This window comes from Bacillus taeanensis (genome assembly GCF_003318295.1).
Lineage (GTDB): Bacteria > Bacillota > Bacilli > Bacillales > UBA6769 > Maribacillus > Maribacillus taeanensis.
The window spans coordinates 41,077-66,517 of sequence record NZ_QOCW01000017.1; the positions used below are offsets into that span (position 1 = coordinate 41,077).

Sequence of the window (25,441 nt, forward strand, 5' to 3'; positions counted from 1 at the left end):
GGCGGAAGGAGATGAAAAGAATGAAACAAGCTATTCATCCGGAATATAAAAAGGTTGCTGTAACATGTACATCTTGCGGTAACACATTTGAAACCGGTTCTGTTAAAGAAGAACTTCGCGTAGATATTTGTTCTGAATGTCATCCATTCTACACAGGACGTCAGCGCTTTGCGGACGCAGGTGGACGCGTTGATCGCTTCAAGAAGAAATATAACCTTAAATAAGCTAGATTTCTATTTGGTAAATAACCAAACCACAGGCAAGAATCGCTCTTGCCTGTTTTTTTACGTCATGAGAAAAGCGGAAGGCGCCTGTTTATCGGCGACAAGCATAAAGCAAAACGGCTGGAAGGTCGGTTTTTACCTTCTGGACGTATTGACTTATGACCTCAAGCCGATGGCGCCTGCAGCTGGACATGTTAAAAAAGGAACATCGAGAAAGGGGCAACCATTTATGTATCGGGTCGAAAAAGGCGGCTGGCTTGAAGTTATTTGCGGCAGTATGTTTTCCGGGAAATCAGAAGAACTCATCCGCCGTGTGCGTCGAGCAAGCTTTGGAAAGTTAAAAGTACAAGTATTTAAACCAGCAATCGATGATCGGTATAGTGAAGAATCAGTTGTTTCTCACAATGGAAACTCAGTTGTAGCGCTGCCTGTTCAAACTTCCTATGAAATTGCTGAAAGAATTGAAGAAGATACAGATGTGGTCGCAATTGATGAAGTGCAGTTTTTTGATTACAATGTTGTCAATGTTGCCGAAGAGCTTGCAAATAGCGGCAAACGCGTCATTGCAGCTGGACTTGATCAAGATTTTCGCGGTGAACCTTTTTCGCATATGCCGATATTAATGGCACTGGCGGAATCTGTGACAAAGCTGCAGGCAATTTGTTTGCAGTGCGGCGCACCGGCAAGCCGTACACAGCGCCTTATTAATAAAGAACCGGCACATTATGAAGATCCAATTATTTTAGTGGGTGCCGCTGAATCATATGAACCGCGGTGCCGTCACTGTCATGAAGTGCCCGGAAAGCCAGACAAAGCAAAGAAAAGTGAAATCATCACGGAAGTATAGAAGAAGCTGCCGATTGGCAGCTTCTTTTTTGTTATCATGGTGATTAAATAATTTCTACATTAATTCCATATTCTTTAAAAGCATTTGTCATTTCATTTTTTGCTTCTTCTTCGTCATCACCATGAATTTCTAATTTATATTGAGTGGAATTAGACAATAAGGATACACTTAGTCCAAGAAAGCTCTTTACATCAACTATTTTGTTTTCAATATGTAAAACAATACTTGATTTAAAGTTGTTTGCAGTGTTTACAATAGAAGCCATATCTTTTACATTAATTGAACCTGACTGTATCGCTCGACCTAACTTTGTTGCATCAGATGCTCTTTTATTAAAATCCATTTTTATATTCCCCCTGTAAAAGGTTCATTATTAGTAATCTTAGTGAATTATACCATTTTCTATATGTACTGTAAAAAATACAATGTCAAGAGCAATGCTTTTTAATAAAAAGGGAGAAATTGTTCATTAATTTACCATACAAAAAAAGAAAGATATTTGTTACACTATAGATAAGTTAATATTTTCGGTATGAGAAGCGGAGAGACCACAACACATTATCTTTTTAATTTAAGGTAATGCTGTTTGTGGTCTCTTTTTTTGCTGCTGGATTGGATTCATAGTATCACTCCTATCTCAATTTATTCATCGGTTTGATTGAGAGAAGACGATTAAGTCACCAGAGTATAAAGTCTCTGCATGAAAGTTTCTAAACAAAAAATTGTATCACAATGGAGAAGATGCCCCCTCTATTATAGGGATCATCTTCTCGAGTCAAGGTCTGCTTTTTTCCATATTTTTTTAATTTTCATGTTTATAATTAACAAATTAGAAAAGAATATAAAAATCAAGTTGAAACAACAACGGGTGTTATAAATAATACTCAGCTTTTTATCGTTCTAGCTAGTGCACAGGATGTTCTTTCAGAAATTTTGGGTGATAACGTTTGACTTAGTGGAACAGAATTGGGATTTTTAATATAATCTAACAATGTTTTCACCATATGTTTGGCAATTTCTTCAACAGGTACACCCACACTTGTTAATGGAATCTCTAAACTTTCCAACTGTGGGATATTATCGTAACTAATAACGGACATATCTTTTGGAATGATATAGTCCGCTTGTCTCAATGCACGGATAATTCCTGCACTGATGTCGTAACTTGACCCGATAATTGCAGTAGGCTTAAACGAAGATTTTAAAAGTTGAATCGTGGACATATATCCATCGTACCAATCCAGCCCTCTCGTATTGATTAAGTTATGATTACCAATCTTAAGTCCGAATTTTTCCATCGCTTGTTGAAAACCGTAACATTTTTCAACTTGTCTTTCGTCATTAAAAGAGAAGTCTCCAACAAATGCAATGTTTTCATGTCCGAGGTGGTATAAGTATTCAACGGCTGCATGCATGGCTTCTCTGTAATTTACATCAATAACAGGAATTGACTTATTTTCACTTACACCATAAGAAACAATGGGTAACGGGGAGGAGTTAGGCATACCAATGTTATCTTTATTAAATACAATCACACCGTCCACTTGGAAACGTTTGTACATTTCTATCGATTCTTCAATTGAGTCGATGGAAAGAATCATTTTATAGTTATGTTTGCTAACCTCTTCATTAATTTTCGTTACCAAGATAGATGGTGCAACACGTTCTAGTGTTGGCCATATAAGGCCAATCACATTAGATTGTTTAGAGGCAAGTCTTTGAGCGGCGTAATTTGGCTCATAACCCAGCTCTCTTGCTAATTTTATAATTCTATCCTTTGTTTCTGGTTTAACAAGAGGACTATCATTTAAAGCTTTAGATACGGTTGAATGACTAACACCGATTTGTTTTGCGATATCCTTTATCGTTATTTTCATGAGAATTCACCAACTGTTTATTATTTTGTACAAATAAATTATATATTATAATCACGTGATTATAAAAATGAAAAAAAGTAATTTAATATTTATATTTTTACAGTAAAATGGCGATGTGTCAAACTATTCCAGGTTATTTAGTATAAAATCTTTAAGAAAGCGCTTGAAATGTTCTGTTTTATACAGTAAAATGAACATTGTAATAATCACGTTGTTATTATTGTTTTGAAAAGATTTAGAAGCATCCTTTTAAAGTGTTTTATGAAAACGTTTTTTATATGATGGATAATAATGATAAGAGTTTAGCTCTCTTGTAAGTAATCTTTTCTTTCTATCGTTTAAATTACTTGTTTCATTAAACTGTTTTGAAAAGGATTACACCCCAACAGCGTATGTTTATTACACAATTATAAAAATGGGAGGAATATTAAATGAAATTGAAAAAAATATTATCAATAGCAGCAACAGGTATTGTATCTTTATCATTATTAGCTGGTTGTGGTGGAGATAATAATGCAAATAATGGAAGTTCAGAAGACGCTGGTGCAAAGCCTGTTACATTGCGTTTAGCACATAATCAGCCTGAAGATCATCCTGTTCATGCTTCATTAATGGAGTTATCTAAACTTACTGATGAAAATTCAGATGGAAGCGTAAAGGTTGAGATTTTTCCAAATGGACAATTAGGTCAAGAGCGTGATGTGATTGAACTTGTAAAGTCAGGTACGCTTGATATGACAAAGGTAAGTGCGAGCGCATTGGAAGCGTTTGATTCAAACTACGGTATTTTTTCACTTCCATATATATTTCAAAGCAAAGAGCATTATTATGAAGTAATGGATAATAGTGAGGCTGTTCAAGAAATTTTCCAAGGTACAAAAGATGATGGATTCATTGCTATTGGTTGGTATGATGCGGGACAGCGCAGTATTTATACAGTTGACAAAAAAGTAACGTCTCCTGATGATATGAGTGGTTTGAAAATTCGCGTACAAGAAAGTCCAACATCTATCTCAATGATTGAGGCGATGGGGGGAGCACCAACTCCGATGTCTTATGGTGAAGTTTACACATCTCTTCAACAAGGTGTTATTGATGGCGCTGAAAATAATGAAACAGCTTTAACGAATAGTAAACATGGTGAAGTTGCAAAGGCATACACGTATACAGAACATCAATATGTTCCTGATGTGTTAATTGTAAGCACTGCCATGTGGGAAAAGCTGTCAGATGACCAGCGCAACGCAATTCAAGAGGCAGCCAAAGCTTCATCCGAAAGTCATAAAGATGCATGGAAAAAAGCAATTGAAAAATCTGTTAATGCTTCAAAAGAAATGGGCGTAACATTTTATACAATTGATAAACAAGCGTTTATTGATGCAGCCTCTCCGCTGCATGAAGCATATAAACAACAAAGTGAACAGAATGCAGCATTCTTTGATGACTTCCAAAGCTTTCTTAAATAATAAATAGGAAGGACGAAATAGGCCTCTATTTCTGATAGGTTCATCTTCAGAAATAGAGGTTTAAAAAATAGGAAGAGAAGGTGAAAATCCTATGAGAGAAATAATAGATAGGGTTACAGCGTTTTTAACATGTTCTTTAATGATCGTGATGGTTTTTATTGCTTGTTGGCAAGTATTTACTCGTTTTGTTTTAAGTGCACCTAGTACAATATCAGAGGAGTTTTTAAGGTATTCTCTTATTTGGCTGACTATGGTTGGTTCAGCTTATGCATACGGAAAGAAGAAACATTTAGCTGTTGTTTTTGCTGCTCGAAAAATACCTGTAAAATATCAATTATTCGTTCATTTGCTCGTTGAAGCAATTGTTATATTGTTTATTGTTGTTGTTCTCCTTTTTGGAGGGACAAAAGCATATCAAAATGCAATTGGACAAGTTTCATCTGCTATTGGGATGCCAATGGAGTATTTATATTTAAGCCTTATCGTATCAGGGGTTTTATTTTTATTTTATTCCATTCTTCATATAAAAGATTATTTCGTAAAACATAAGCAAATGTCGCAGATGAACTAAAATCTACAGCTTTAGATAGTGAGTAAAAAGGAGTGAACATCATGGCATTACAAGCAGGTCTTGTTTTAGTTATTGTATTTGTACTTATGCTTGTTTTAAGTGTCCCTATTTCGGTAAGTATTGTAATTGCCTCTATGGCTGCTATTTTTATCGTTTTGCCGATGGATATGGCTGTATTTACTTCAGCACAAAAAATTGTGACTGGTCTTGATAGCTTTACATTGTTAGCTGTTCCTTTTTTTATTCTTTCAGGAATTTTAATGAATAATGGTGGAATCGCTGAACGTCTTATAAATTTTGCAAAGGTGCTAGTTGGAAAAATGCCAGGTTCTTTAGGACATGCGAATGTACTAGGAAACATGCTGTTTGGGTCTCTGTCAGGTTCATCTGTTGCAGCTGCAGCGGCAATTGGTGGTGTAATGGGGCCATTGCAAAAAAAAGAAGGATATGACCCGAAATTTTCAGCTGCTGTAAATATTGCTTCTGCACCTACCGGATTAATTATCCCTCCGAGTGGTACGTTAATTATTTATTCTCTAGTAAGTGGGGGAACATCAGTAGCTGCCTTATTTATTGCAGGTTATTTACCAGGATTTTTATGGGGCTTAGCATGTATGGTTGTTGGTTTTATTATTGCAAAGCGTAGAAAATACCCTGTATCAGAAAGAGTTCCTTTAAAAGTAGCTCTTAAAACGTTTCTAGAGGCCATTCCAAGCTTAATGTTGATTGTGATTGTGATAGGCGGGATTTTAGGTGGGGTGTTCACCGCCACTGAAGCTGCGGCAGTAGCAGTAGCCTATACATTTATTTTAGCTATGATTTACCGTACGGTTAAAATTTCAGATATTCCTAGAATAATAATGGAGGCAGTCGAAATTACCTCTGTTATTATGCTGCTTGTAGCTGCTTCTTCTATTATGTCATGGGTCATGGCTTTTACAGGTATTCCTACTGTAATTAGTGAAATGATTATGAGTATTTCTGACAACCCAATTATTATTCTTCTAATTCTAAATATATTCTTATTATTTATAGGGACATTTATGGATATTACGCCAGCCGTACTTATTTTTACGCCAATTTTCTTACCAATTGTTACAAGTTTTGGCATGGATCCCATTCATTTTGGAATTATGTTAGTCATGAATTTAAGTATCGGAAATATTACACCTCCTGTAGGCAGTGCGTTATTTGTTGGAGCAAGTATTGCCAATTTAGATTTAGAGGACGTTATAAAACCGCTTATCCCATTTTATTTTGTGATTATTATCGTTCTGCTTCTTGTGACGTATATACCACAAATTAGTATGGTTCTGCCAAAGTTGTTCGGTTATTAATGAGATCTAAGATCGTATTGGCAAGTTAGTAATTCGCTAACTTATTTATAAATGAAATGACTGTAAGATCGGTGCAAACCATTTGAATTTTAATAACAGATAACTATAAGAAAAGGTGAGTTTGATGTCTTTAAAAGAAAATTATCAATTTCAATTTTTGGATGAAAAAAGTAATATATTAACGTTCCAATTGGAAGGTTCAGAAGTTACAGCAAAAGTCATTGTATTAGAAGAAGATATGATTCGAGTAGTAATGACGAAAAGTGAACAACTTGAGGTCAATAAAACATGGCTTGTTGCTCCGGGAATGGATGACGTTCCTTTAAAAGGTAGAGATCGTTTTGACTTATCACCGTTTTCATTACCGCAATATATTTTTCGGAATGAAGGAAATAATGTTACGATTGAAACAAAAAAGTTAAAATTGCATATTGATTTAGATGGCTTTAAAGTCACTTGGTTTTCAATAGATGGTAATGGGAATATGCAGCAAATTGCTGCTGATCGAAATACACAGGCTTATAATTTTGATGGTTCATTAGGTGAGGGAATCTTCCATTACTTACAGCGGGACAAAAATGAACAGTATTTTGGGCTTGGTGAGAAAAGTGGAGAAATGGATCGTTATGGAAAACGATATCGTATGTTAAGTATAGATCCGATGGGCTATGATGCTCAATACACAGATCCATTATACAAACATATTCCATTTTATATTACTAGAAATAATCAAACAGGAATTTCTTTTGGTATTTTCTATGATAATATGGCACAAAGTATTTTTGATATGGGAAATGAAATGGATAATTATCATGGGTGGTATCGTTATTATCAATCCATGGCTGGAGATTTAGACTACTATGTGATTCTGGGCCCGGAAGTAAAGGATGTTGTAAAAAAATATTCTTGGTTAACTGGTAAAACAATTTTTGCCCCGAAATGGAGCTTTGGATATTCAGGTTCAACGATGACTTATACAGATGCGCCTGATGCACAAAATCAATTAAAAAAGTTTATAGACCAGTGTGAAGAACATGATATTATTTGTGATTCTTTTCAATTATCTTCTGGATATACATCCATTGAAGATAAGCGCTATGTATTTAACTGGAATACGGATAAGTTTCCAGATCCTAAAGGATTTATAAATGAGTATCATGAAAAAGGTGTAAAACTTTGCGCGAATATTAAACCGGCTTTGCTAAAAGATCACCCTGTTTTTAATGAATTAAAGGAAGAAAAAAAGTTTATTATGAATGACCATGGAGAAGTTGAAATGGCTCAGTTTTGGGATGAAGTCGGTGCATATCTTGATTTTACCAATGAAGAGTCAGTGAATTGGTGGAAGCAAAAGGTAACAGAGCAGCTTTTAGAATATGGCATTGATTCCACTTGGAATGATAATAATGAATTTGAAATTTGGTCAAAAAATACAATTGTAGATGGATTTGGGGAGAAATTAAGTTTTGAAGCTTTACGTTCCCTGCAGCCGCTTCTTATGATGAAGGCTTCTTATGAAGCACAAAAGGAATTCGCTCCCGAAATTAGACCGTATTTAATTTCTAGATCTGGAAGTCCAGGCATGCAGCGCTATGTACAAACATGGTCTGGAGATAACTATACGAGTTGGAAATCCTTAAAATACAATATTAAGATGGGACTTGGATTAAGCTTGTCAGGTATTTATAATATTGGTCATGATATCGGAGGATTCTCAGGACCGGCTCCGGAACCGGAATTATTAGTAAGATGGGTACAAAATGGGATTTTCCATCCGCGTTTTACGATCCATTCATGGAATGAGGATCAATCGGTTAATGTGCCTTGGATGTATGAAGAGACAACGGAGTTAATCCGTGATTTAATTAAGTTCCGTCAGCGTATCATTCCTTATCTATATAATGCTTTGTACAAAGCACATGAAAAGTATGAGCCAATCCTACGTCCAACTTTTTATGAGTTTGAGTCAGATGACAAAACATTTGAAGAGAATGATGATTTCATGTTAGGTGAATCCATACTTGTAGCTTCAGTTGTGGAAGAAGGACAAAGAGAAAGAGCTGTTTACCTGCCAAAACATGAAGCAGGCTGGTATGATTTCCACACTTCTGAGTGGTATGAAGGTGGTCAAACGGTTACGATCCCGGCACCATTAGAATATAATCCTTTATTAATTAAAGCTGGAAGTATGATTCCGATTAATGATGCAGATTCCTCATTTGAAAGTAAGGAAAAGGATGAAAGGGGCTTCTTGTTATTCCCGCATAAGAAGAAGTCAGGAAGCACGTCCTATGATCTTTTTGAGGATGATGGTATTTCAGCAAATTATCAAGAAAATCATACGATCGTTTCCGTTCAAATGAATGCTGATTCTGAAGCAATTCATGTAACCTACAGAATTGAAGGGGAATACAAGCTTCCATATGAGAGCCTTCGTTTCTATTTACCTGAAAACGAAGACCGAAAATTGTTTGTGAACGGAGAGGAAGTCGCAATGGAAAATAACCATTGTGTTGTAGCATTATAAAAAATAAAGAGGGGACATAATAAACATCCCCCTCTTTTCTTATGTTAAAAATATACAAAATATGAAAAGCCAATTATTTTAGTTGGTGCTGCCGAATCATATGAACCGCGGTGCCGTCACTGCCATGAAGTACCCGGCAAGCCCTATAAAGCAAAGAAAAGTGAAATCATAACGGAAATATAGAGAAGAAGCTGCCGATTTGGCAGCTTTTTTCGGTTCTATCCTATTTCATACGATAAGCCAAGTTTTTCTAATTAAAAAGATTTTCTACATAAAAATAAAAATTAGGGCACCTTAAAAGTAGGAGGTGTATAGCTTGAAGATTATGTGTGCATTCACTTTAACCGCTGTTCTTTTGCTTGGTGCCTGTTCGCCTGTAGAGCCGCCGCAAGCACAGTCTAATGATACAACTGGTGTGTTGGATGTTGGTTACAATAATCAGTTAAACAATGAAGAAGAGCTTGACGAAATTTCAGATGGAGGAAGAGGAGTGCAGTACAGTTTCGACACGAACCAAAATCCTCATCATTATCGAAATTTATCGGATAAACGCTTTACAATTAGTGATGATCAAGATAAAATTCGCGCGCTTGTAAATCGAACAAATTTTGCAAAGCCAACAACGGTTTCAATTGTTGGAAATCATGCCTGGGTGAACGTCACGCTTACAGGTAATCCATCGAAAGCCCAGCGGCAAAACAGAATTCAAGAACTGGAGCAGGCGATTCAACAAGAAGTACCTCGCTACCGCATTCATCTGCGGGTAAATAATAACTAACCTCGACAGCCTTTGTCGAGGCTTTTTATGGTGAATGATTAAGAGAGATTGCTTTTAACGTGCAGGAGTTTGCTGAAGGAATAGGGAATATAGAAGTAAACTTTCCTTCAAAGGTGATAAAATGAAACCTTATGAACACCATAGCTCAAAAGCTCCTATTAATAAAAGAAGCAGCTCTTCCCTTTATGATGATGATGGGTATAGATCATTGTTTACTCAGCATATTGATGCCGTTCTTTCTTGTGATTTACAAACTAAAATAATCGAAAGCAATGCGGCTGCAAGCATGTTGTTTGGATATGAAACGAAAGAGTTAAGCGGCATGTTATTTGAGGATCTCTTGTTATCCTCTGAACTCATTGATATTAAGAAACTTTTTAAGCTTGTCAGCGGGGGAACGTCACGACAGATTGATGTTGTTCTTGCCTGTAAAAGCGGGCATACAGTGGATGTAAATGTTACGTTTTTACCGAAAATAAGCAACGATGAAGTTGTTGGCGTTTATGTTGTGGCAAAAGATCAAAGTGAACAAAAACGACTTGAAAATGAACTGATGCTTACAAAAGAAGTGTATGAATCCTTCTTCCTTCATTCTGCTGATTCAATGGTCGTGTTAGATTTGCAGGGGACAGTGCTCCAAATTAACAGTGCCTTTGAAAAAAATTACGGCTGGAAGCAGGAAGAAGTGGTGGGAGTTAATTTTGTAATGATTCAGCCTGAATTTCAAAGCGAGTTTGTAAACTTATTTCAAATTGTTCGCTATGGGGGCAGTGTGGAAGGGTTTGAAACGATAAGAAGACATAAAAGCGGTAAATTGTTTCATATTAGTTTAACTCTTTCTCCTGTGCGCAATAAATATGGCAATGTTACCGGCATTGCCGGCATTACGCGTGATATTACGGTGAAAAAGCAGAAAGAGAAGGAAATAAAAGATCGTGAAGAACATTATCGCCGATTAGTGGAATTATGTCCGGATGGCTTTGTTGTCTACCACGATGGTGAAATTTTATTTATTAATACAGCGGGGGCAGAAGTGCTTGGAATTGAAAAGAAAGAAAATGCGATTGGAGAGTCGTTTATCTCTTATATTCACCCCGATTCTTTAGACGATATGAAAAAACGAATGAAACTTGTCGAGCAAGGTGAAACCCTTCCCTTTATCGAACAAAAATTTATTAGCCGTGAAGGCAGAAGTATTTATGTGGAAATGACGAGCGTGCCGATCGAATATGCAAATATGCCTGCCGTTCAAACAGTATTTCGCAATATAACAGATCGTAAACTTGTTGAACAGGCACTTCGGGAAAGCCAAGAAAAATACCGGATTATTGCTGAAAATACCCACGATCTCATTGTCATTTTGAATCCAGAAGGCATTGTTTTCTATGCATCACCTTCACATGAACGGGTGCTAAAGCGTCAGCCGCGCGATTATGAAGGAAAATCGATTTTTGACTTTATTCACCCTGAGGATAGGGAAGAATTAAGAAGTGCCTTTGATCAAAAACTTCGAAATGGAATTGAGCTTCGAAAGCTTCATACAGATGGTGAGTGGGTTGTGTTTGAAGCAAAAGGAATGTCTGTAACAAATGAAGAAGGTTTTCTTGAAAGCTATGTTGTTGTGTTTCGCGATATTACCGAACGCAAACAAGCAGAAGAGCTTTTAAAGAAGTCGGATAAGCTTTCCGTTGTAGGGCGTCTTGCGGCAGGAGTTGCCCATGAAATTCGCAATCCGTTAACAGCTTTAAAAGGATTTACACAGCTTATAGCATCAGGAAACGGCAAACAGCAGGAATATGTCGATATTATGATGTCAGAGCTTGAACGAATTGAATTTATCGTTAGTGAACTTCTCGTTCTTTCAAAACCGCAGGCAATCTCCTTTCAAAAGAAGAGCGTGAAGAACCTTTTGAACGATGTTGTGAAATTACTTGAAGCAGAAGCGCTTTTAAAAAATATTCAATTTGTGACAAATTGTGAAGAGGATATTCCATTCATTGAATGTGAGGGCAATCAATTAAAGCAGGTGCTTATTAATTTATTAAATAACGGCATCGAATCAATGGAAAAGGGCGGTACTATTGTTATTGAAGGCAAAAAGCAAAATAACGAGCAGGCAGTAGTGCGTATTATTGATCAAGGGTGCGGCATTCCAGAAGAGCGTTTAAAACAGCTTGGTGAACCTTTTTATACAACGAAAGAAAAAGGAACAGGCTTAGGACTGATGATTTGCTATAAAATTATTGAAAACCATAAAGGGAAACTTCATTTTTACAGCAAAAAAGGCGAAGGTACAACGGCTGAAATTCTGCTGCCGTTTGCTGATTCCAACCGATAAGAAAAAGAAGGGGCTTTTAAAGGCGCCCCTTCTTTTTCTTACAGCTATTTTGCTCTGCGTGCCGCCTGCTGCAGCGGATCCCATACAGAGTTAAACGGGGGCGCATAAGCTAAATCAAGGTTTTCTAAGTCTTCAATTGTCATGTTGTGATAAAGAGCAGCAGCTAACACATCGACACGTTTATCTACACCGCTTTTGCCGATAAACTGTCCGCCGAGAAGCTGCCTATTGTCTGTTCGATAAAGAAGTTTCATGTGGATAGGCTCTGCATTCGGATAATAGCTTGCATGATCGGTTGAATCATAGACAATGCTTTCACATGGAATATTCATTTGCGCTGCTTCTTTTTCTGATAGCCCTGTGCGCCCGAGTGCAAGGGTAAAAAATTTCATAATCGACGTGCCGACAACCCCTTGAAAAGTGCGTGATTTTCCAGCCATATTAAGACCTGCGATGCGTCCTTGTTTATTGGCGTGCGTGCCGAGCGGAATGTAATCATCTTTTTCCTTTACCCGGTGATAATGGACGGCGCAGTCGCCCGCCGCATAAATGTCTTTTATGTTTGTTTCCATATAGCGGTTGACGGCAATCGCTCCTTTTATGCTTGTCACGATGCCTGTATCTTCAATAAGGGCGGTATTTGGTGAAATGCCGACTGCGGCCAGGACAAAATTTGTTTCATAAGTTCCTTTTTCTGTTTCTACCGCTTCAACACGCGTTTTTCCTTTGAGCGCTGTAACGGTTTCACTTGTCCGCACTTCAATGCCGTGCTGTTTCGCTTCAGCATGAATGAGTTCGGCCATTTCTTGATCAAAAATCGTTGCAAGCTGTTCACCGCGCTGAATAATGGTGACATGTTTTCCAAGTTCCACAAAATTTTCAGCCATTTCAAGTCCGATATAACCACCGCCAATAATCGTAATCTTTTCGGCGGTGTCTATGTCTTTCATAATTTCATGGCTGTCAGGAATGGTTTTTAAGCTATGTACACCTTTAAGATGAATCCCTTCCCATTTTGGCAGAACCGGATCCGCTCCTGTTGCGATTAACAAGCGATCATATTCAATCGAAAAAGTTTCTCCGGTTTTTAAGTTTTTTCCATCTACTCGTTTATGATTTGGATCAACGCGCTCCACATTATGATAAATGCGGGCATCAATCCCATATTTATCTTGAAACGTTTCTCGCTTTCTCGCAATCAGTTTATCTGTGGATGGAATTTTCCCACCGATTACATAAGGCAGCCCGCACTGGGCGTAGGAATAGATGCCGCCTTTTTCGAGAGTAATGACAGATGCATTTGAATCGTTTCGAATAATTTGCATTGCCGCGCTCATGCCGGCCGCATCACCGCCAATAATAACATACTGCATACCTTCACCTCATTTTCTTTTGATGCATTCATTATTCCCGTTTAGGCACAAATTGTAACGTTCGTTATTTCGTCTCGAGCGCTTTCCAATAGTTATAATCATGAACGGCAATGCCGCGAAAGCTTTTGTATGAGCTATAAATGTTGTTAATTTCATTGATTGCTTGATCGAGTCCTTTCAGATTACCGGCAAAGCTTAAATGACTTTCTTCAAGCGGTTTTGTTTCAAGGGCAATGACAATTTCTTTTTTCTGTTTTTCGGCATAATCGATTTCATTTTTCGTTAGTGCTAAAATGCCGTTATTGCCATCAAGCTTATTGCGGTAAGCCATCACTGTCACACTGTCTGCAAGGTTAATAATCCATTCGCTTAATGTCCCGCTTCCGTATCGACTATTTTCATAACGGCGCTTATCAAACCAAAAAGGAATGTCTGCTTCAAAACGTATTCCTAACTTTTCGGTATCTTCGTGAACCTCACTTAAAATGGTTTGATAACGGAGAACGGCTTTTTCATAGTCTTCTTTCCATAACTTTCCACATCACCTTGTGAGGCAATTACGACAGTCGAGTTTGCTGAAAAAAACAAATAGGTCACCGTACCGGCCGCAATCGTTGTTAAAAAGGCAATAAGTGCTGGTATAATAAAACGTTCTTTTTTTCGAAGCAAAAAGCGGTAATATAAAAACGAGACAAAAAATCCAAACACCACCCAGCCGACGACGAAATATTTTAAAATGCTGTCAACTTTCCGCTGTGAGGCTCCTTGATCAGAAAGATACTGTTCGTATGGAACGATGACAGAAAAAAGAAAAGTAACCCCGCCAGCTACGCCGAACGTACTAAGAAATAGAAACCATAATAAAAACTTTTTCAGCTTTTTTCGATCGATGTTTTTCATTTACTCACCTTTTTTCGCTTGTTGTTCTCTTTTTACTTCTGCTTCTTCTAGTAAAATTTGCATCATTGGAATATAGGAACGCCAATAAAATTCTTCATTTTTTGAAGCGGCCCAGCTGGAAACGAGAATGGAAGTTGTCTACTTTTCAAATCCAACTTTCACTGTATCCGCATAATCACCCGCAAAATAATAGGTATGGTGTTGGGGGTGATGAATCACAGCGGGAAATGTAAGCGGAATGCCTTCTTTTTGTAAAATTTCTTTTTCACTCTCTCGTAAGCTTAATTCATACACGGCTTCAATTGTTGTATCTTTTTCGGGAACAACAATATCAAACCAATAGCGGTATTCAGTATTCTTTCCGTTTGGATAATGGCGTTTTCCTAAATCAGTCCATTGAAATGTTACCTTTTCCTCATATCCTTCCCGATCAAAGACGATAACGCGGTCGCTTTCATGAACAAATGCAAGTCCGCCTTCTTTAAAGCGCCATTTTTCCCCTGTTTGTGCTTCATAGTTTCGAATTAGCCAAGGTGGAACTTCTGAACTGTTTAAGTCAGGAAAATACCGCCCTATCCAGCCGCTCCAATCGAGATGAAAGGTTTTTTCAGCACCTTTTCGTGCAATCCCACTGGTTGGGCTTGCAAAGGTATTAAATTCAGCGATGAGAGTGGTATGTTCTTCTTTGGCAAGCAGCAGCTGATCGAGTTCTTTTAGTTCAAGAGCACCGTAAAGAAGTTCAGAGCGTTCTCCTTCAGGAAGTTCTCTTAGATCATCAGTATAAACACCGTACGTATCGGCAATATAAATCATATCAAGATTAGGAAGAAGCTCCATCTCTGTATCCCCTTTTGATTCATAAGGATCATAGCCGTAATAGTCTTCTTCAAGCTCATAAAGGTTATAATCGGGCGTTGCGATTTTTTCATGGGTTAATAACCAAAACAAGCCGAGGTGTTCCCGATAATCTTCTTTTGGAACGGTTTTATCCAAAACCGCAATGTTAAGCGGACGTTCTTCGCGAAATTCCCATAAAATCCGCGGGAAAAAATAACGATCAAAATTAAAGTAATAAGAAGCCATACCTTCCAATAAAGACGTTTAGGCAACGGTATTCCCACCTTTTTAAAGATAATGTGTGGAGGTGCTGGTAAAAAGTTTAGATTTCCTTCTTTCATTATAACGGAAAGTTTAATGGGAAAGGATGTGTTCGGGAATGTTAAACACTTTGACTCCCATCATAACGTATACTATAATTATACTGTTATAAATCAGTTTAAATTGATACGTTTTAATAAACAGCGTACAGTTAATAAATAAACATAGAAGAAAACAGTCAGCTTGCTGGGGTTTTCTCGCATTGTAATGCAATGTAAATGAGGTGAAAAGCGTGTTAGAACGTTTACAGTCAATAGAAGATCGTTATGAAAAATTAAATGAATTATTAAGTGATCCTGAAGTGATTAGTGATATGGATAAGCTTCGCGAATATTCAAAAGAGCAGTCTGATATGCAGGAAATTGTGGCGGCATATCGCGAATACAAGCAGGTAACAGAAGAGCTTGAAGGCGCAAAGTCAATGCTTGAAGAAAAGCTTGATAACGAAATGCGTGAAATGGTGAAAATGGAAATCTCAGAACTGCAGGATCAAGAAGAAGAGCTGCAGGCGAAATTAAAAGTGCTTCTGCTTCCGAAAGATCCAAACGATGATAAAAACGTTATCGTTGAAATTCGCGGCGCGGCAGGCGGAGATGAAGCAGCACTGTTTGCGGGCGACCTTTACCGGATGTACAGCCGCTATGCTGAAGTGCAGGGCTGGAAGCCGGAAGTCATTGAAGCGAGTTATACAGAGCTTGGCGGCTATAAAGAAATTATTTTTATGATTAATGGAAAAGGTGCGTATTCAAAGTTAAAGTACGAAAACGGTGCACACCGCGTACAGCGTGTTCCTTCCACAGAATCAGGGGGACGGATTCATACGTCAACAGCGACAGTAGCCGTGCTTCCTGAAGCGGAAGAAGTAGAAATTGATATTCATGAAAAAGATATTCGTGTTGATACGTTTACATCAAGCGGACCAGGTGGACAAAGTGTTAATACAACAATGTCGGCTGTTCGTTTAACCCACCTTCCAACAGGTGTTGTTGTTTCATGTCAGGACGAAAAATCGCAAATTAAAAATAAAGAAAAAGCAATGAAAGTTCTTCGTGCTCGTATTTATGATAAATTTCAGCAGGAAGCACAGGAAGAATATGCGGCAACACGTAAATCTGCCGTTGGTACGGGCGATCGTTCTGAACGTATTCGTACGTATAACTTCCCGCAAAATCGTGTAACAGATCACCGTATTGGTCTGACGATTCAAAAGCTTGATCAAATTTTACAAGGTAAACTTGATGAATTTATTGATGCACTTGTTTTAGAAGAACAAACCGCAGCAATGAAGCAGGTTGAAGAATAATGGAAAAGAAATGGCGCATCATTGAAGCCCTGAATTGGGCTTCTTCTTTTTTGAAGGAACATAATCGTGAAGAATACGGCGCAGAAATTCTGCTTCGGCATTATCTTAATGTGGACCGAACAGGCTTGTTAATGAGGCTGCAGGAAGATCTTCCTGTGGATAAAGGGCATGCTTTTTTTGCGGCTGTCCACAAGCACAGCGAAGGAATTCCGATTCAGCATATTACCGGTATTGAAAGGTTTTATGGACGTACTTTTGCGGTTAGCCCGGATGTATTAATTCCAAGACCGGAAACCGAAGAGCTTGTGCACGGTTTACTCGAGCGCATGGAAGCAGTTTTTCCTGGTAAAGCGTCTATTAAAGTTGTCGATATCGGAACAGGAAGCGGCGCAATTTCAGTTACATTAGCGCTTGAAAATAAAAAGCTTGATGTAACGGCTGTGGATATTTCTGAAGCGGCACTTAAAATGGCGAAGCAAAATGCCGAGGAGTTGGGGGCATCTGTCCGCTTTTTACAAGGAGACTTATTCGCGCCTCTTATTGAACGCGGTGAAAAAGTTGATGTTGTCGTCTCTAATCCTCCATATATTCCGAAACAAGAAATTGAAACACTTGATGAAATTGTCCGCGCCCATGAACCGATTTTAGCGCTTGATGGCGGATTAGACGGCTATGATTTGTATCGAAAGCTTGTTTCTAGTTTGCCGAACGTACTGAATCAAACAGGAATTGTCGCCTTTGAAGTCGGAGCTGGGCAGGGAAGTGCGGTTGCTGAAATGATTGAAGCCGTTTATCCACAAGCTGATGTGAAAGTAGAATATGATATTAACGGCAAAGATCGCATGGTGTTCGCGGTGATTCGCTAATCTATATTATATTTAAAATTGAAATATAGATATGTTAATTTTGACTCATTCGTGCAAAGAAACTGTTTCGCACGCTTTCAACGAATGTTGAAAGCATGAGTCAAAATTAACACGATATCCACAAATGTAGATTAAGTTAAGGCTGTCGAATTACTGAACGTTTTGACGGACGAATCTTTGTTTAATAAATAATGCCGCTGTCCACACTGATTAGTGAAGGGACGGTGGCAGAAAAATGAAACAAAACGCACTTATTCATAAACTTCCATCTTATAAAGTGGTCAATAATATGAAAAGAAAAATAAATGCTTTTTCGTTTAAGGAAAACAAGAAGGTGATTTTTTCTAATCTATTATTAATGATGTGTGTAATTGTTCTTTCATTTAATATGCATAAGCCGTATGATGCATTAGAATCAACTGTTATCCCAGATGAGGCGATTCGCCTTCGTATTCTAGCAAACTCAAATTCTGAAAAAGATCAAGAAGTGAAACGACAAATCCGTGATCTTGTGAACGTTGAGATTGCAGGATGGGTTGAAAACTATAAATCAATTGAACTTGCTCGTGCAGAAATTGCTCGTCATTTACCGGAAATTAAAGAAATTGTTGCACATGAACTAAAAGCGCGCGGTATTCAGCAAAGCTTTTCAGTAAAGCTTGGCAAAGTGGCGTTTCCGACAAAAATGTATGGTGATTATATTTATCCTGCTGGAAATTATGAAGCCGTACTGATTACGCTTGGAGAAGGGCTAGGGGCAAACTGGTGGTGTGTACTGTTTCCTCCGCTGTGCTTTTTAGATATAGACAGCGGTCAAGCGGTCAAAGAAGAGAATGGGAGTGAAGCGGTTGGAAGTGATGCTGAACTTGAAGCAGAAAAAGCCGCTTCTTCAGAAGACGATGGCAAAGTGGAAGTAAAGTTCTTTCTTGTTGAATGGTTTTCGAAGCTTTTTGGCTAACCTATACAGGTATTGTCTTGATTGTGCGGCCGGTTCCTTCTAGGAGTGAAACAGGCCGCTTCCGTTTTTCTATCCAGCTGCAGGCGCCTTCCGCTTTTCTTTCTGTCATAGTCTTGTCCTATTTTCATAAACTAGTTTCAAAGAATGAAAATAGGAGGAATGAAGATGTTGGTGATGCGTCAAGCGGAACAAGGAGATGAAAAGCGAATCCATGCTTTTGCGGAAAAAGCAAAGGTGAAAAAGCTACCTGAAAATATGTCTAATACGATTATTGTTGAAAATGAGCAGCAGGAAATTATCGCAATGATTGCAATTGAAGCCTATGAAACAGTTGGTCTTTTGCGTTCATTTGTTGTGATGGCAAAAGATTGGGATGCTGAAAAAACAGTGCGCTTTTTTAAAACCGTCTTTGCTGCGGCAAAACAAAAACAGCTTCACAGTTTATATTTATTTACAGCAGGACATGCGGAGTTTCTTTCGGTATTAGGTTTTAAAGAAATAGATCAAGAACAGCTTCCAGAAAGTATTAAATATGCAGTGCGTGGGCAGGATACCGCTCAAGCAGCAGCGATGTACTGTTCATTAGAAACTTAAAAAAACCAACAAAAGTTATCCACAAGTTTATCTGTGAAAAAATTCAAAAAATATCCACAGTGGATAACTGAAAATCTTTTTTTGTGAAGTGTTGAAAAAAGTCAGAAAACACTTGACATATAAGAAAAAAGGTGGCGTTTAAAATGACTGGAATAAAAACATATTATTGGACAGTGGACGAGGACTCGCCGGAAAGTTATCCACAGGTTGAAGAGGCTTCTTTGTGGATAAAGAAAAATGAAGTGATTGCTTTTCCGACAGAAACGGTTTATGGACTTGGCGGCAATGCTTTATCTGATGAAGCGATCGAAAAAATTTTTAAAGCAAAAGGAAGACCGAGTGATAATCCGCTGATTGTTCATATTGCAAAACGTGAGCAGCTTCAAGGCGTTGTAAGCGAAATCCCTGAAAATGCCGAAAAATTAATGGCCCATTTTTGGCCTGGCCCATTAACACTTGTGATGCCAAAAGGCGATGTTGTTTCAGAAAAAGTAACGGCAGGTCTTCAGACTGTTGCGGTAAGAATGCCGGATCATCCGGTTGCCTTAGCGTTGCTTCGTTATGCCGATCTTCCTGTGGCAGCACCGAGTGCAAATTTATCGGGAAAACCAAGCCCAACAGCAGCAAAACATGTCTATGAGGATCTTGACGGCCGTATTGCCGGTATTGTTGATGGCGGTCCGACAGGTGTTGGCGTGGAATCCACTGTTGTAGACTGCACAACAGATATCGTAACGATTTTACGACCAGGCGGTGTAACAAAAGAAGAACTTGAAGCAGTTGTTGGCGACGTTGCGATTGACCCAGCTCTTCTTTCAAGTGGACAAGCCCCAAAATCACCGGGCATGAAATATACGCATTATGCGCCAAAAGCCCCACTTACGCTCGTTTCAGGTTCACAAGAAATGCTTCAAAAACTTGTGAATGATGATCGGAAGCTCGGGAAAAAAGTCGGTGTTTTAACAACAGAAGAAAACAAACATGCTTATGATGCAGACATTGTTATTGCCTGTGGAACACGTTCTGATTTATCCACAGTTGCCAATCGTCTTTACGATGTACTAAGAGCGTTTGATTATTCACATGTGGATAATATTTATAGTGAAGTGTTTCCACAAGAAGGTGTTGGAGCTGCTGTGATGAATCGTTTAGAAAAAGCAGCAGGCGGCCGCACTGCGTCAGAGTAAGCTGTACAAGTTTTGTATAAGGGATATTGCGATCGAAAAAAGTATGTATAGATGATGTGAGGAAAGCTGTTTTTGTAGAAAATAGGGAATGGTTTGTTTAGGAAAAGTAATGATATCATAGTGTTTAATAAATTAAGATACCCGTTTGCATTCTCTTGCAAACGGGTATTTTTTGTTTTTTAAATTAAGAAAATATCAATTTTTGAATGTTTAGCTTAAGCTGTTTGTGCTGTTTTATAGTTTTTCAACATACTGCTGGATCATGTCTTTTGTAACAAGCTTGCGTGTCGGGACAATCCCTTGATTTGCAAGTTCATTAATTTCTGCTGTTACCGCGTTAATTGCCTCGATAGAAAACTCTTCGCCGTTTTGGCATTTTCTTACCGCATCTTCAATCGCAAGCTCGCGCTGTGCATCTAATGACCGGAATAGTGAAATCCGTTTATGTTGTGATTCGGAATGTTTTGAAATTGAGCGATGTACTTCCATTTTAAATCCTCCAGTTCTTTTCATATGAAGCTCGAGTTCTTAAGTTTGTAAGAACATGGGCTTTTCGTCAATTATAGCACGATTTATCGAAATGGAATAATCGTCTATTTTTCCTTGGACGTGCATATGGTGAATTAGCGGGTTTTAAGGGGAGATGACAATGACAGCTTCAGCAATGCTTGGGGAACTGTTAACGCTCAGCATGATGGCGGTAGCGCTTGGCATGGATGCTTTTTCAATTGGGCTTGGCATGGGAATGATTTCACTTCGTTCAAAGCAAATTTTTATAATTGGACTAACAATCGGAATCTTTCACGTATTTATGCCGCTTTTCGGAATGTTAATTGGAAAAGTGCTATCCTCGCACTTTGGAGAAATTGCCACACTTGTTGGCGGGGCACTTCTGCTGCTATTAGGCGGGCAGATGATTCGATCGTCTTTTCAAGAAGATGACAAGCCGTTTGTGATGCCGGTTGGTTTTGGTCTTATTTTATTTTCATTAAGTGTAAGTCTTGACAGCTTTTCGGTTGGGCTTAGTCTTGGCATTGTCGGGGCGCGCGTTTTTTTGACGATCGCGTTATTTGGACTAGCAAGCACTGGGTTAACATGGCTCGGTTTGCTGCTCGGCCAAAAGGTGCAGAAGTGGTTTGGTACATACAGTGAAGCGATCGGCGGCTGTGTTCTGCTTGCGTTTGGTATTAAGTTATTGTTTCCGCTTTAAAAGCTTAATTTCTGCTGTATTTATTTGGTTATTTTTTACAAATAAGAAAACTATTAGATATCGGAAATAACTTTATAAAAAAGCATTTACATTTTTATGAAGATCATTTTTATTATAAGTCAGGAACACTAATTTTATAGTTGAATAGTTTAGTGGGAAATAAGCCTCATTGTTATTTTTTAAATAAGTATGTTCATTCATATCTATCAGTAAGCGAGCAGTCAATTAATGTCTGCTCGTTTTCTTTTTTTAATAAAGGGAATATTTTCGTAGCAGCAGGAGTTTTTAAAGAAAGAAAAGAAGTTCTAAACGGCTTGAAACAATAAATGCATCATGATGATTTAAATTTACTTCAAAATATAGAATAATAAGAGGTAAGAGGTGATCCTATTGAAGAAGATACTATTTGTTTGTACAGGAAATACATGCCGAAGTCCGATGGCGGAGGCGCTGCTGCGGCATAAAGAAAAAGATCTTGAAGTAAAATCAGCGGGTGTTTTTGCTTCAAACGGTACGAAAGAAAGTCCGCAAGTGACAATGGTATTATCCGAAAAAAATATTCCTGTTTCGCACCGCTCCCAGCAGCTGACAACAGAGCTTGTGAAATGGGCAGATGTTATTTTAACGATGACGGAAAACCACAAACGCTATGTGCATCAGCAGTTTCCGGAAAGCGTTGAAAAAGTATACACCTTAAAAGAGTTTGTTTTAGAAGATAAGGCGGTAAAGGATACTATAGATAAACTGCAGGAGCTGTCTGCAGAGCTTGAAACAAAACAGGCGTTGTTTATCGGTGAACAGCAAAATAATGAGGGCGAACCAAATAAAGTATTAATTAAAGAAATTCAACGTTTGCGTGAGCGGGTGTTAAAGCTTGAGCGGGATATTCCTTCTAATGATATTATCGATCCATTCGGCGGTCCTGTTGATATTTATCGAGAAACACTGAAGGAGCTTGATGAATTAATTGAAGCGCTCAGACAAAAAATAAAAGATGAATAAAGGGCGTTATTCCTAAGTGAATTCGCTGGTAGAGTCGAGAAATCAATTGACAACAGCGAGAAACGACACTACTATTTGAAGCAAGTGTAAGCGTTCTTTAACAGGCTGCTGCATTATAATACGATAATTTTTGGGAGGGGAAAGTTGTGAAAGTAGCAATTGGTTCTGATCATGCGGGAGTAAATTTAAAAGAAGAAATTAAAAGTTTAATGGAGGAAACCGGTGTCGAGTATGAAGACCTTGGCTGCAATTGTGATACATCTGTTGACTATTCCGATTATGCAATTCCAGTAGCGGAAAAAGTAGCCAACGGTGAAGCAGATCGCGGTATTGTCATTTGCGGGACAGGAATTGGTGTTTCAATTAGCGCAAACAAAGTAAAAGGCATTCGCTGTGCCCTTGTTCATGATTTATTTACAGCAAAAGTAACGCGTCTTCATAATGACAGCAATGTGCTTGCGATGGGTGAGCGTGTCATTGGGCCTGGCCTTGCGAGAGAAATCGCAAAAGTATGGCTTGAAACGAGCTTTGAAGGTGGACGTCATCAGCGTCGTGTAAGTAAAATTTCAGAATATGAAGACCAACAAGCTTAACGAGTTCGCCCTGCAGTATAAAGGAGTTGAAAAAATGAGCGACAATTCGGCGATTATTCGCGAAGAAGTTCGCGCGGTTTTAGAAGATTTAGTGGAAAGTATGCCGTTATCATCTCGTCATCTGCTTGTAATTGGGGTAAGTACAAGTGAAGTGATTGGTGAAAAAATTGGCACATCCGGCACCGATGAGATTGCAGAAGCAATTTATAAAGAAGCAGCCGCATTTCGAGAGAAAACAGGCGTACAGCTTGCCTTTCAATGCTGTGAACACTTAAACCGTGCCCTTGTTGTTGAACGTGAGACAGCAGAACAGCGCGGCTATGAAGAAGTATCTGTTATCCCGATGCGCTCTGCCGGCGGTTCGATGGCCACATATGCTTATCATCATTTTAAAGAGCCTGCCGTGGTTGAATTTATTAAAGCAGACGCGGGAATTGATATCGGTGACACATTCATCGGTATGCACTTAAAGCATGTCGCCGTTCCTGTTAGAAGTCGTGTTAAAAAAGTCGGGGAAGCGCATGTGACCCTTGCAAAAACCCGTCCAAAACTCATTGGCGGCGAACGTGCTGTTTATCCAAATAAAGAATTTCACTGCTTCTAGCCAACATTTATAAACAAGCGGGTTACTGAATGAGGTAATCCGCTTTATTACATAATAAAATCATGAATGTTTATATTAGTGAATGAAGAGGCGCTTTAGGAACAAGAATTTAAGAATAAACTTCATAGAGAGGGGGATTTCGAGCACGGTTTTCCGCTCGGATTTGCGTCAAGCAAATCTAATCTTCTAGAAGATTAACAAATTCCCCCTCGGCATCTGTGCAATCATATGCAGTAACCTTAAATCACGTACATTAGCAAAGGGTTTCAAAAACAAAATTCGTTTTTCAAATAAAAAAACTTGATTTTAACAAAATTTTAACTAGAATTATTCATAATTCATGTTAGAATGAACATGAGAAAAAAACCTTTTTAATTTTTAAAATACGGAAAATGGGAAAATCGAAAGGGGATCATCATGGAACATTTAAAAGCACAAGATCAAAAAGTCTTTGATGCCATTCAATTAGAATTAGGAAGACAGCGCAGCAAAATCGAGCTTATCGCTTCTGAAAACTTTGTAAGCGAAGCGGTTATGGAAGCACAAGGCTCTGTATTAACAAATAAATATGCAGAAGGTTATCCTGGCCGTCGTTACTACGGTGGTTGTGAATATGTTGATATTGCAGAAGACATCGCTCGCGATCGCGCAAAAGAAATCTTTGGCGCAGGCTATGTAAACGTACAGCCTCACTCTGGTGCACAGGCAAACATGGCCGTTTACTTTACAATTTTAGAGCACGGCGACACAGTGCTTGGAATGAATCTTTCACATGGTGGTCACTTAACACATGGAAGTCCAGTTAACTTCAGTGGTGTACAATATAACTTCGTAGAATATGGTGTAGACAAAGAAACACACCGCATTGATTATGAAGATGTTCGTCAAAAAGCACTTGAGCATAAGCCAAAATTAATCGTTGCTGGTGCAAGTGCATATCCTCGCGCAATTGATTTTGCGAAATTCCGTGAAATCGCTGATGAAGTTGGTGCTTACTTAATGGTTGATATGGCCCACATCGCTGGTCTTGTTGCAGCAGGTCTTCACCAAAACCCAGTACCGCATGCGCATTTTGTTACAACAACAACACACAAAACATTACGCGGTCCTCGCGGCGGTATGGTTCTTTGCAACGAAGAACTGGGCAAAGAGTTTGGCAGAAAAATTGATAAGTCTGTGTTCCCTGGTCTTCAAGGTGGGCCATTAATGCACGTTATCGCTGCGAAAGCTGTTTCATTCGGTGAAGCACTTCAAGATGACTTTAAAGCATATGCACAGCAAATTATCGACAATGCGAAGCGTCTTGGAGAAGGTCTTCAAAAAGAAGGCATTAACTTAGTGTCTGGCGGTACAGACAATCACCTTCTTCTTTTAGACACAAGAAGCCTTGGCATTACTGGTAAAGTGGCGGAAGAAGCGTTAGACGAAATCGGTATTACAGTAAACAAAAACACGATTCCATATGATCCTGAAAGCCCATTTGTAACGAGCGGTATCCGTATCGGTACAGCTGCTGTTACATCACGCGGTTTCGGTCTTGAAGAAATGGATGAAATTGCTTCTATTATCGCACTTGTTCTTAAAAACGTTGAAAACGAAGACAAGCTCAAAGAAGCAGAAAAACGCGTTGAAGAACTAACAAGCAAATTCGAAATGTACCCAAGTTTGTAAGAAAAGCGTAAGGCGCCCATTGTGAGCGGCGCTGGAACTGGATAATAAAAAAAGCGG

Annotated in this window: 25 protein-coding genes and 1 pseudogene; 19 read left to right on the plus strand and 7 right to left on the minus strand. The window is 38.5% G+C overall.

All coding sequences use genetic code 11. The annotated features are described in order from the left end of the window. The first annotated feature begins 20 nt into the window (after positions 1 to 20). Together rpmE and DS031_RS15175 are read left to right on the plus strand one after the other, a co-directional pair. Complete coding sequence (rpmE, locus tag DS031_RS15170; protein WP_113806922.1) at positions 21 to 224, plus strand: 50S ribosomal protein L31; 204 nt, start codon at positions 21 to 23, stop codon at positions 222 to 224. Between the two features lie 229 nt (positions 225 to 453). After that, positions 454 to 1,071: a thymidine kinase gene (locus DS031_RS15175; protein ID WP_113806923.1), complete on the plus strand. Its 618-nt coding sequence runs from the start codon at positions 454 to 456 to the stop codon at positions 1,069 to 1,071. A 43-nt stretch (positions 1,072 to 1,114) separates the two neighbouring features. Here DS031_RS15175 and DS031_RS15180 read toward each other — a convergent pair whose 3' ends face one another. Then, positions 1,115 to 1,414: an HPr family phosphocarrier protein gene (locus DS031_RS15180; protein ID WP_342767251.1), complete on the minus strand. Its 300-nt coding sequence runs from the start codon at positions 1,412 to 1,414 to the stop codon at positions 1,115 to 1,117. Positions 1,415 to 1,955: 541 nt separating this feature from the next. After that, on the minus strand, positions 1,956 to 2,948 hold the full coding sequence (locus tag DS031_RS15185) for a LacI family DNA-binding transcriptional regulator (protein ID WP_113806924.1): 993 nt from the start codon (positions 2,946 to 2,948) through the stop codon (positions 1,956 to 1,958). A gap of 431 nt (positions 2,949 to 3,379) precedes the next feature. Between DS031_RS15185 and DS031_RS15190 the strand changes: the two genes are divergently transcribed. The 7 genes and pseudogenes from DS031_RS15190 to DS031_RS15220 all read left to right on the plus strand — a co-directional run bounded on the left by DS031_RS15190 (position 3,380) and on the right by DS031_RS15220 (position 11,965). Next, the gene (locus tag DS031_RS15190) at positions 3,380 to 4,414 is read left to right on the plus strand and encodes a TRAP transporter substrate-binding protein (RefSeq protein WP_113806925.1); all 1,035 of its coding nucleotides are present in this window, start codon (positions 3,380 to 3,382) and stop codon (positions 4,412 to 4,414) included. Between the two features lie 91 nt (positions 4,415 to 4,505). Continuing rightward, complete coding sequence (locus tag DS031_RS15195) at positions 4,506 to 4,985, plus strand: TRAP transporter small permease (protein WP_113806926.1); 480 nt, start codon at positions 4,506 to 4,508, stop codon at positions 4,983 to 4,985. Between the two features lie 41 nt (positions 4,986 to 5,026). Further along, complete coding sequence (locus DS031_RS15200) at positions 5,027 to 6,322, plus strand: TRAP transporter large permease (RefSeq protein WP_113806927.1); 1,296 nt, start codon at positions 5,027 to 5,029, stop codon at positions 6,320 to 6,322. A 124-nt stretch (positions 6,323 to 6,446) separates the two neighbouring features. Continuing rightward, positions 6,447 to 8,849 carry a glycoside hydrolase family 31 protein gene (locus tag DS031_RS15205; protein WP_113806928.1) on the plus strand — a complete coding sequence of 801 codons (2,403 nt, stop codon included), beginning with the start codon at positions 6,447 to 6,449 and terminating at the stop codon, positions 8,847 to 8,849. A gap of 66 nt (positions 8,850 to 8,915) precedes the next feature. After that, positions 8,916 to 9,032 (plus strand): annotated as a pseudogene (locus tag DS031_RS24215) (thymidine kinase); the annotation flags it as partial. A 133-nt stretch (positions 9,033 to 9,165) separates the two neighbouring features. Beyond that, positions 9,166 to 9,627 carry a hypothetical protein gene (locus DS031_RS15215; RefSeq protein WP_113806929.1) on the plus strand — a complete coding sequence of 154 codons (462 nt, stop codon included), beginning with the start codon at positions 9,166 to 9,168 and terminating at the stop codon, positions 9,625 to 9,627. 121 nt (positions 9,628 to 9,748) lie between these two features. Then, a complete protein-coding gene (locus DS031_RS15220; protein ID WP_113806930.1) occupies positions 9,749 to 11,965 on the plus strand; it encodes a PAS domain S-box protein in 2,217 nt (738 codons plus the stop codon). A gap of 44 nt (positions 11,966 to 12,009) precedes the next feature. Here the strand turns inward: DS031_RS15220 and DS031_RS15225 are convergent, their stop codons facing one another. The 4 genes from DS031_RS15225 to DS031_RS15240 form a co-directional block, all read right to left on the minus strand. After that, complete coding sequence (locus tag DS031_RS15225; RefSeq protein WP_113806931.1) at positions 12,010 to 13,338, minus strand: CoA-disulfide reductase; 1,329 nt, start codon at positions 13,336 to 13,338, stop codon at positions 12,010 to 12,012. A gap of 64 nt (positions 13,339 to 13,402) precedes the next feature. Further along, positions 13,403 to 13,678, minus strand: a complete 276-nt coding sequence (locus DS031_RS15230) for a hypothetical protein (protein ID WP_181833182.1) — start codon at positions 13,676 to 13,678, stop codon at positions 13,403 to 13,405. A gap of 140 nt (positions 13,679 to 13,818) precedes the next feature. Beyond that, entirely contained in the window at positions 13,819 to 14,238 is a 420-nt protein-coding gene (locus tag DS031_RS15235; RefSeq protein ID WP_113806933.1) for a threonine/serine exporter family protein, read from the minus strand. 138 nt (positions 14,239 to 14,376) lie between these two features. Continuing rightward, positions 14,377 to 15,321, minus strand: coding sequence for a hypothetical protein (locus tag DS031_RS15240; protein WP_181833183.1), 945 nt, complete (start codon positions 15,319 to 15,321; stop codon positions 14,377 to 14,379). A gap of 307 nt (positions 15,322 to 15,628) precedes the next feature. Here DS031_RS15240 and prfA point away from each other — a divergent pair, with 307 nt between their 5' ends. The 5 genes from prfA to DS031_RS15265 all read left to right on the plus strand — a co-directional run bounded on the left by prfA (position 15,629) and on the right by DS031_RS15265 (position 20,304). Next, positions 15,629 to 16,699 carry a peptide chain release factor 1 gene (gene prfA / locus DS031_RS15245; RefSeq protein WP_113806935.1) on the plus strand — a complete coding sequence of 357 codons (1,071 nt, stop codon included), beginning with the start codon at positions 15,629 to 15,631 and terminating at the stop codon, positions 16,697 to 16,699. Then, positions 16,699 to 17,565, plus strand: a complete 867-nt coding sequence (prmC, locus tag DS031_RS15250; RefSeq protein ID WP_113806936.1) for a peptide chain release factor N(5)-glutamine methyltransferase — start codon at positions 16,699 to 16,701, stop codon at positions 17,563 to 17,565. Before prfA ends, prmC begins: the two co-directional genes overlap by 1 nt. Before the next feature lie 289 nt (positions 17,566 to 17,854). Beyond that, on the plus strand, positions 17,855 to 18,523 hold the full coding sequence (gene spoIIR, locus DS031_RS15255) for a stage II sporulation protein R (protein ID WP_113806980.1): 669 nt from the start codon (positions 17,855 to 17,857) through the stop codon (positions 18,521 to 18,523). Between the two features lie 165 nt (positions 18,524 to 18,688). Next, the gene (locus tag DS031_RS15260; RefSeq protein ID WP_113806937.1) at positions 18,689 to 19,117 is read left to right on the plus strand and encodes a GNAT family N-acetyltransferase; all 429 of its coding nucleotides are present in this window, start codon (positions 18,689 to 18,691) and stop codon (positions 19,115 to 19,117) included. Between the two features lie 152 nt (positions 19,118 to 19,269). Next, on the plus strand, positions 19,270 to 20,304 hold the full coding sequence (locus tag DS031_RS15265) for an L-threonylcarbamoyladenylate synthase (protein WP_425451975.1): 1,035 nt from the start codon (positions 19,270 to 19,272) through the stop codon (positions 20,302 to 20,304). Between the two features lie 234 nt (positions 20,305 to 20,538). On the opposite strand, the gene DS031_RS15270 is transcribed toward DS031_RS15265, so the two are convergent. After that, positions 20,539 to 20,793: a DUF2533 family protein gene (locus DS031_RS15270; protein WP_113806939.1), complete on the minus strand. Its 255-nt coding sequence runs from the start codon at positions 20,791 to 20,793 to the stop codon at positions 20,539 to 20,541. 160 nt (positions 20,794 to 20,953) lie between these two features. Between DS031_RS15270 and DS031_RS15275 the strand changes: the two genes are divergently transcribed. The 5 genes from DS031_RS15275 (at position 20,954) to glyA (ending at position 25,384) form a co-directional block, all read left to right on the plus strand. Continuing rightward, positions 20,954 to 21,514, plus strand: coding sequence for a manganese efflux pump MntP (locus DS031_RS15275; RefSeq protein ID WP_113806940.1), 561 nt, complete (start codon positions 20,954 to 20,956; stop codon positions 21,512 to 21,514). Between the two features lie 390 nt (positions 21,515 to 21,904). Next, positions 21,905 to 22,516, plus strand: coding sequence for a low molecular weight protein arginine phosphatase (locus tag DS031_RS15280; protein WP_113806941.1), 612 nt, complete (start codon positions 21,905 to 21,907; stop codon positions 22,514 to 22,516). A 146-nt stretch (positions 22,517 to 22,662) separates the two neighbouring features. Beyond that, entirely contained in the window at positions 22,663 to 23,109 is a 447-nt protein-coding gene (rpiB, locus tag DS031_RS15285) for a ribose 5-phosphate isomerase B (RefSeq protein ID WP_113806942.1), read from the plus strand. Positions 23,110 to 23,143: 34 nt separating this feature from the next. Further along, positions 23,144 to 23,713, plus strand: a complete 570-nt coding sequence (locus DS031_RS15290) for a TIGR01440 family protein (protein ID WP_113806943.1) — start codon at positions 23,144 to 23,146, stop codon at positions 23,711 to 23,713. 417 nt (positions 23,714 to 24,130) lie between these two features. Further along, positions 24,131 to 25,384: a serine hydroxymethyltransferase gene (gene glyA, locus DS031_RS15295; RefSeq protein WP_113806944.1), complete on the plus strand. Its 1,254-nt coding sequence runs from the start codon at positions 24,131 to 24,133 to the stop codon at positions 25,382 to 25,384. The last annotated feature ends 57 nt before the right edge of the window (positions 25,385 to 25,441 follow it).

Excerpts from the sequence above, each read along its gene's own strand:
- DS031_RS15240 (WP_181833183.1), bottom strand. The coding sequence starts at position 15,321 with ATGGCTTCTTATTACTTTAATTTTGATCGTTATTTTTTCCCGCGGATT.
- DS031_RS15185 (WP_113806924.1), bottom strand. The coding sequence starts at position 2,948 with ATGAAAATAACGATAAAGGATATCGCAAAACAAATCGGTGTTAGTCAT.
- DS031_RS15195 (WP_113806926.1), top strand. The coding sequence starts at position 4,506 with ATGAGAGAAATAATAGATAGGGTTACAGCGTTTTTAACATGTTCTTTA.
- spoIIR (WP_113806980.1), top strand. The coding sequence starts at position 17,855 with ATGAAAAGAAAAATAAATGCTTTTTCGTTTAAGGAAAACAAGAAGGTG.
- prmC (WP_113806936.1), top strand. The coding sequence starts at position 16,699 with ATGGAAAAGAAATGGCGCATCATTGAAGCCCTGAATTGGGCTTCTTCT.
- DS031_RS15235 (WP_113806933.1), bottom strand. The coding sequence starts at position 14,238 with ATGAAAAACATCGATCGAAAAAAGCTGAAAAAGTTTTTATTATGGTTT.
- DS031_RS15200 (WP_113806927.1), top strand. The coding sequence starts at position 5,027 with ATGGCATTACAAGCAGGTCTTGTTTTAGTTATTGTATTTGTACTTATG.
- DS031_RS15175 (WP_113806923.1), top strand. The coding sequence starts at position 454 with ATGTATCGGGTCGAAAAAGGCGGCTGGCTTGAAGTTATTTGCGGCAGT.
- DS031_RS15275 (WP_113806940.1), top strand. The coding sequence starts at position 20,954 with ATGACAGCTTCAGCAATGCTTGGGGAACTGTTAACGCTCAGCATGATG.
- DS031_RS15180 (WP_342767251.1), bottom strand. The coding sequence starts at position 1,414 with ATGGATTTTAATAAAAGAGCATCTGATGCAACAAAGTTAGGTCGAGCG.
- DS031_RS15225 (WP_113806931.1), bottom strand. The coding sequence starts at position 13,338 with ATGCAGTATGTTATTATTGGCGGTGATGCGGCCGGCATGAGCGCGGCA.
- DS031_RS15220 (WP_113806930.1), top strand. The coding sequence starts at position 9,749 with ATGAAACCTTATGAACACCATAGCTCAAAAGCTCCTATTAATAAAAGA.
- rpmE (WP_113806922.1), top strand. The coding sequence starts at position 21 with ATGAAACAAGCTATTCATCCGGAATATAAAAAGGTTGCTGTAACATGT.
- DS031_RS15190 (WP_113806925.1), top strand. The coding sequence starts at position 3,380 with ATGAAATTGAAAAAAATATTATCAATAGCAGCAACAGGTATTGTATCT.
- DS031_RS15290 (WP_113806943.1), top strand. The coding sequence starts at position 23,144 with ATGAGCGACAATTCGGCGATTATTCGCGAAGAAGTTCGCGCGGTTTTA.
- DS031_RS15260 (WP_113806937.1), top strand. The coding sequence starts at position 18,689 with ATGTTGGTGATGCGTCAAGCGGAACAAGGAGATGAAAAGCGAATCCAT.
- DS031_RS15270 (WP_113806939.1), bottom strand. The coding sequence starts at position 20,793 with ATGGAAGTACATCGCTCAATTTCAAAACATTCCGAATCACAACATAAA.
- DS031_RS15205 (WP_113806928.1), top strand. The coding sequence starts at position 6,447 with ATGTCTTTAAAAGAAAATTATCAATTTCAATTTTTGGATGAAAAAAGT.
- glyA (WP_113806944.1), top strand. The coding sequence starts at position 24,131 with ATGGAACATTTAAAAGCACAAGATCAAAAAGTCTTTGATGCCATTCAA.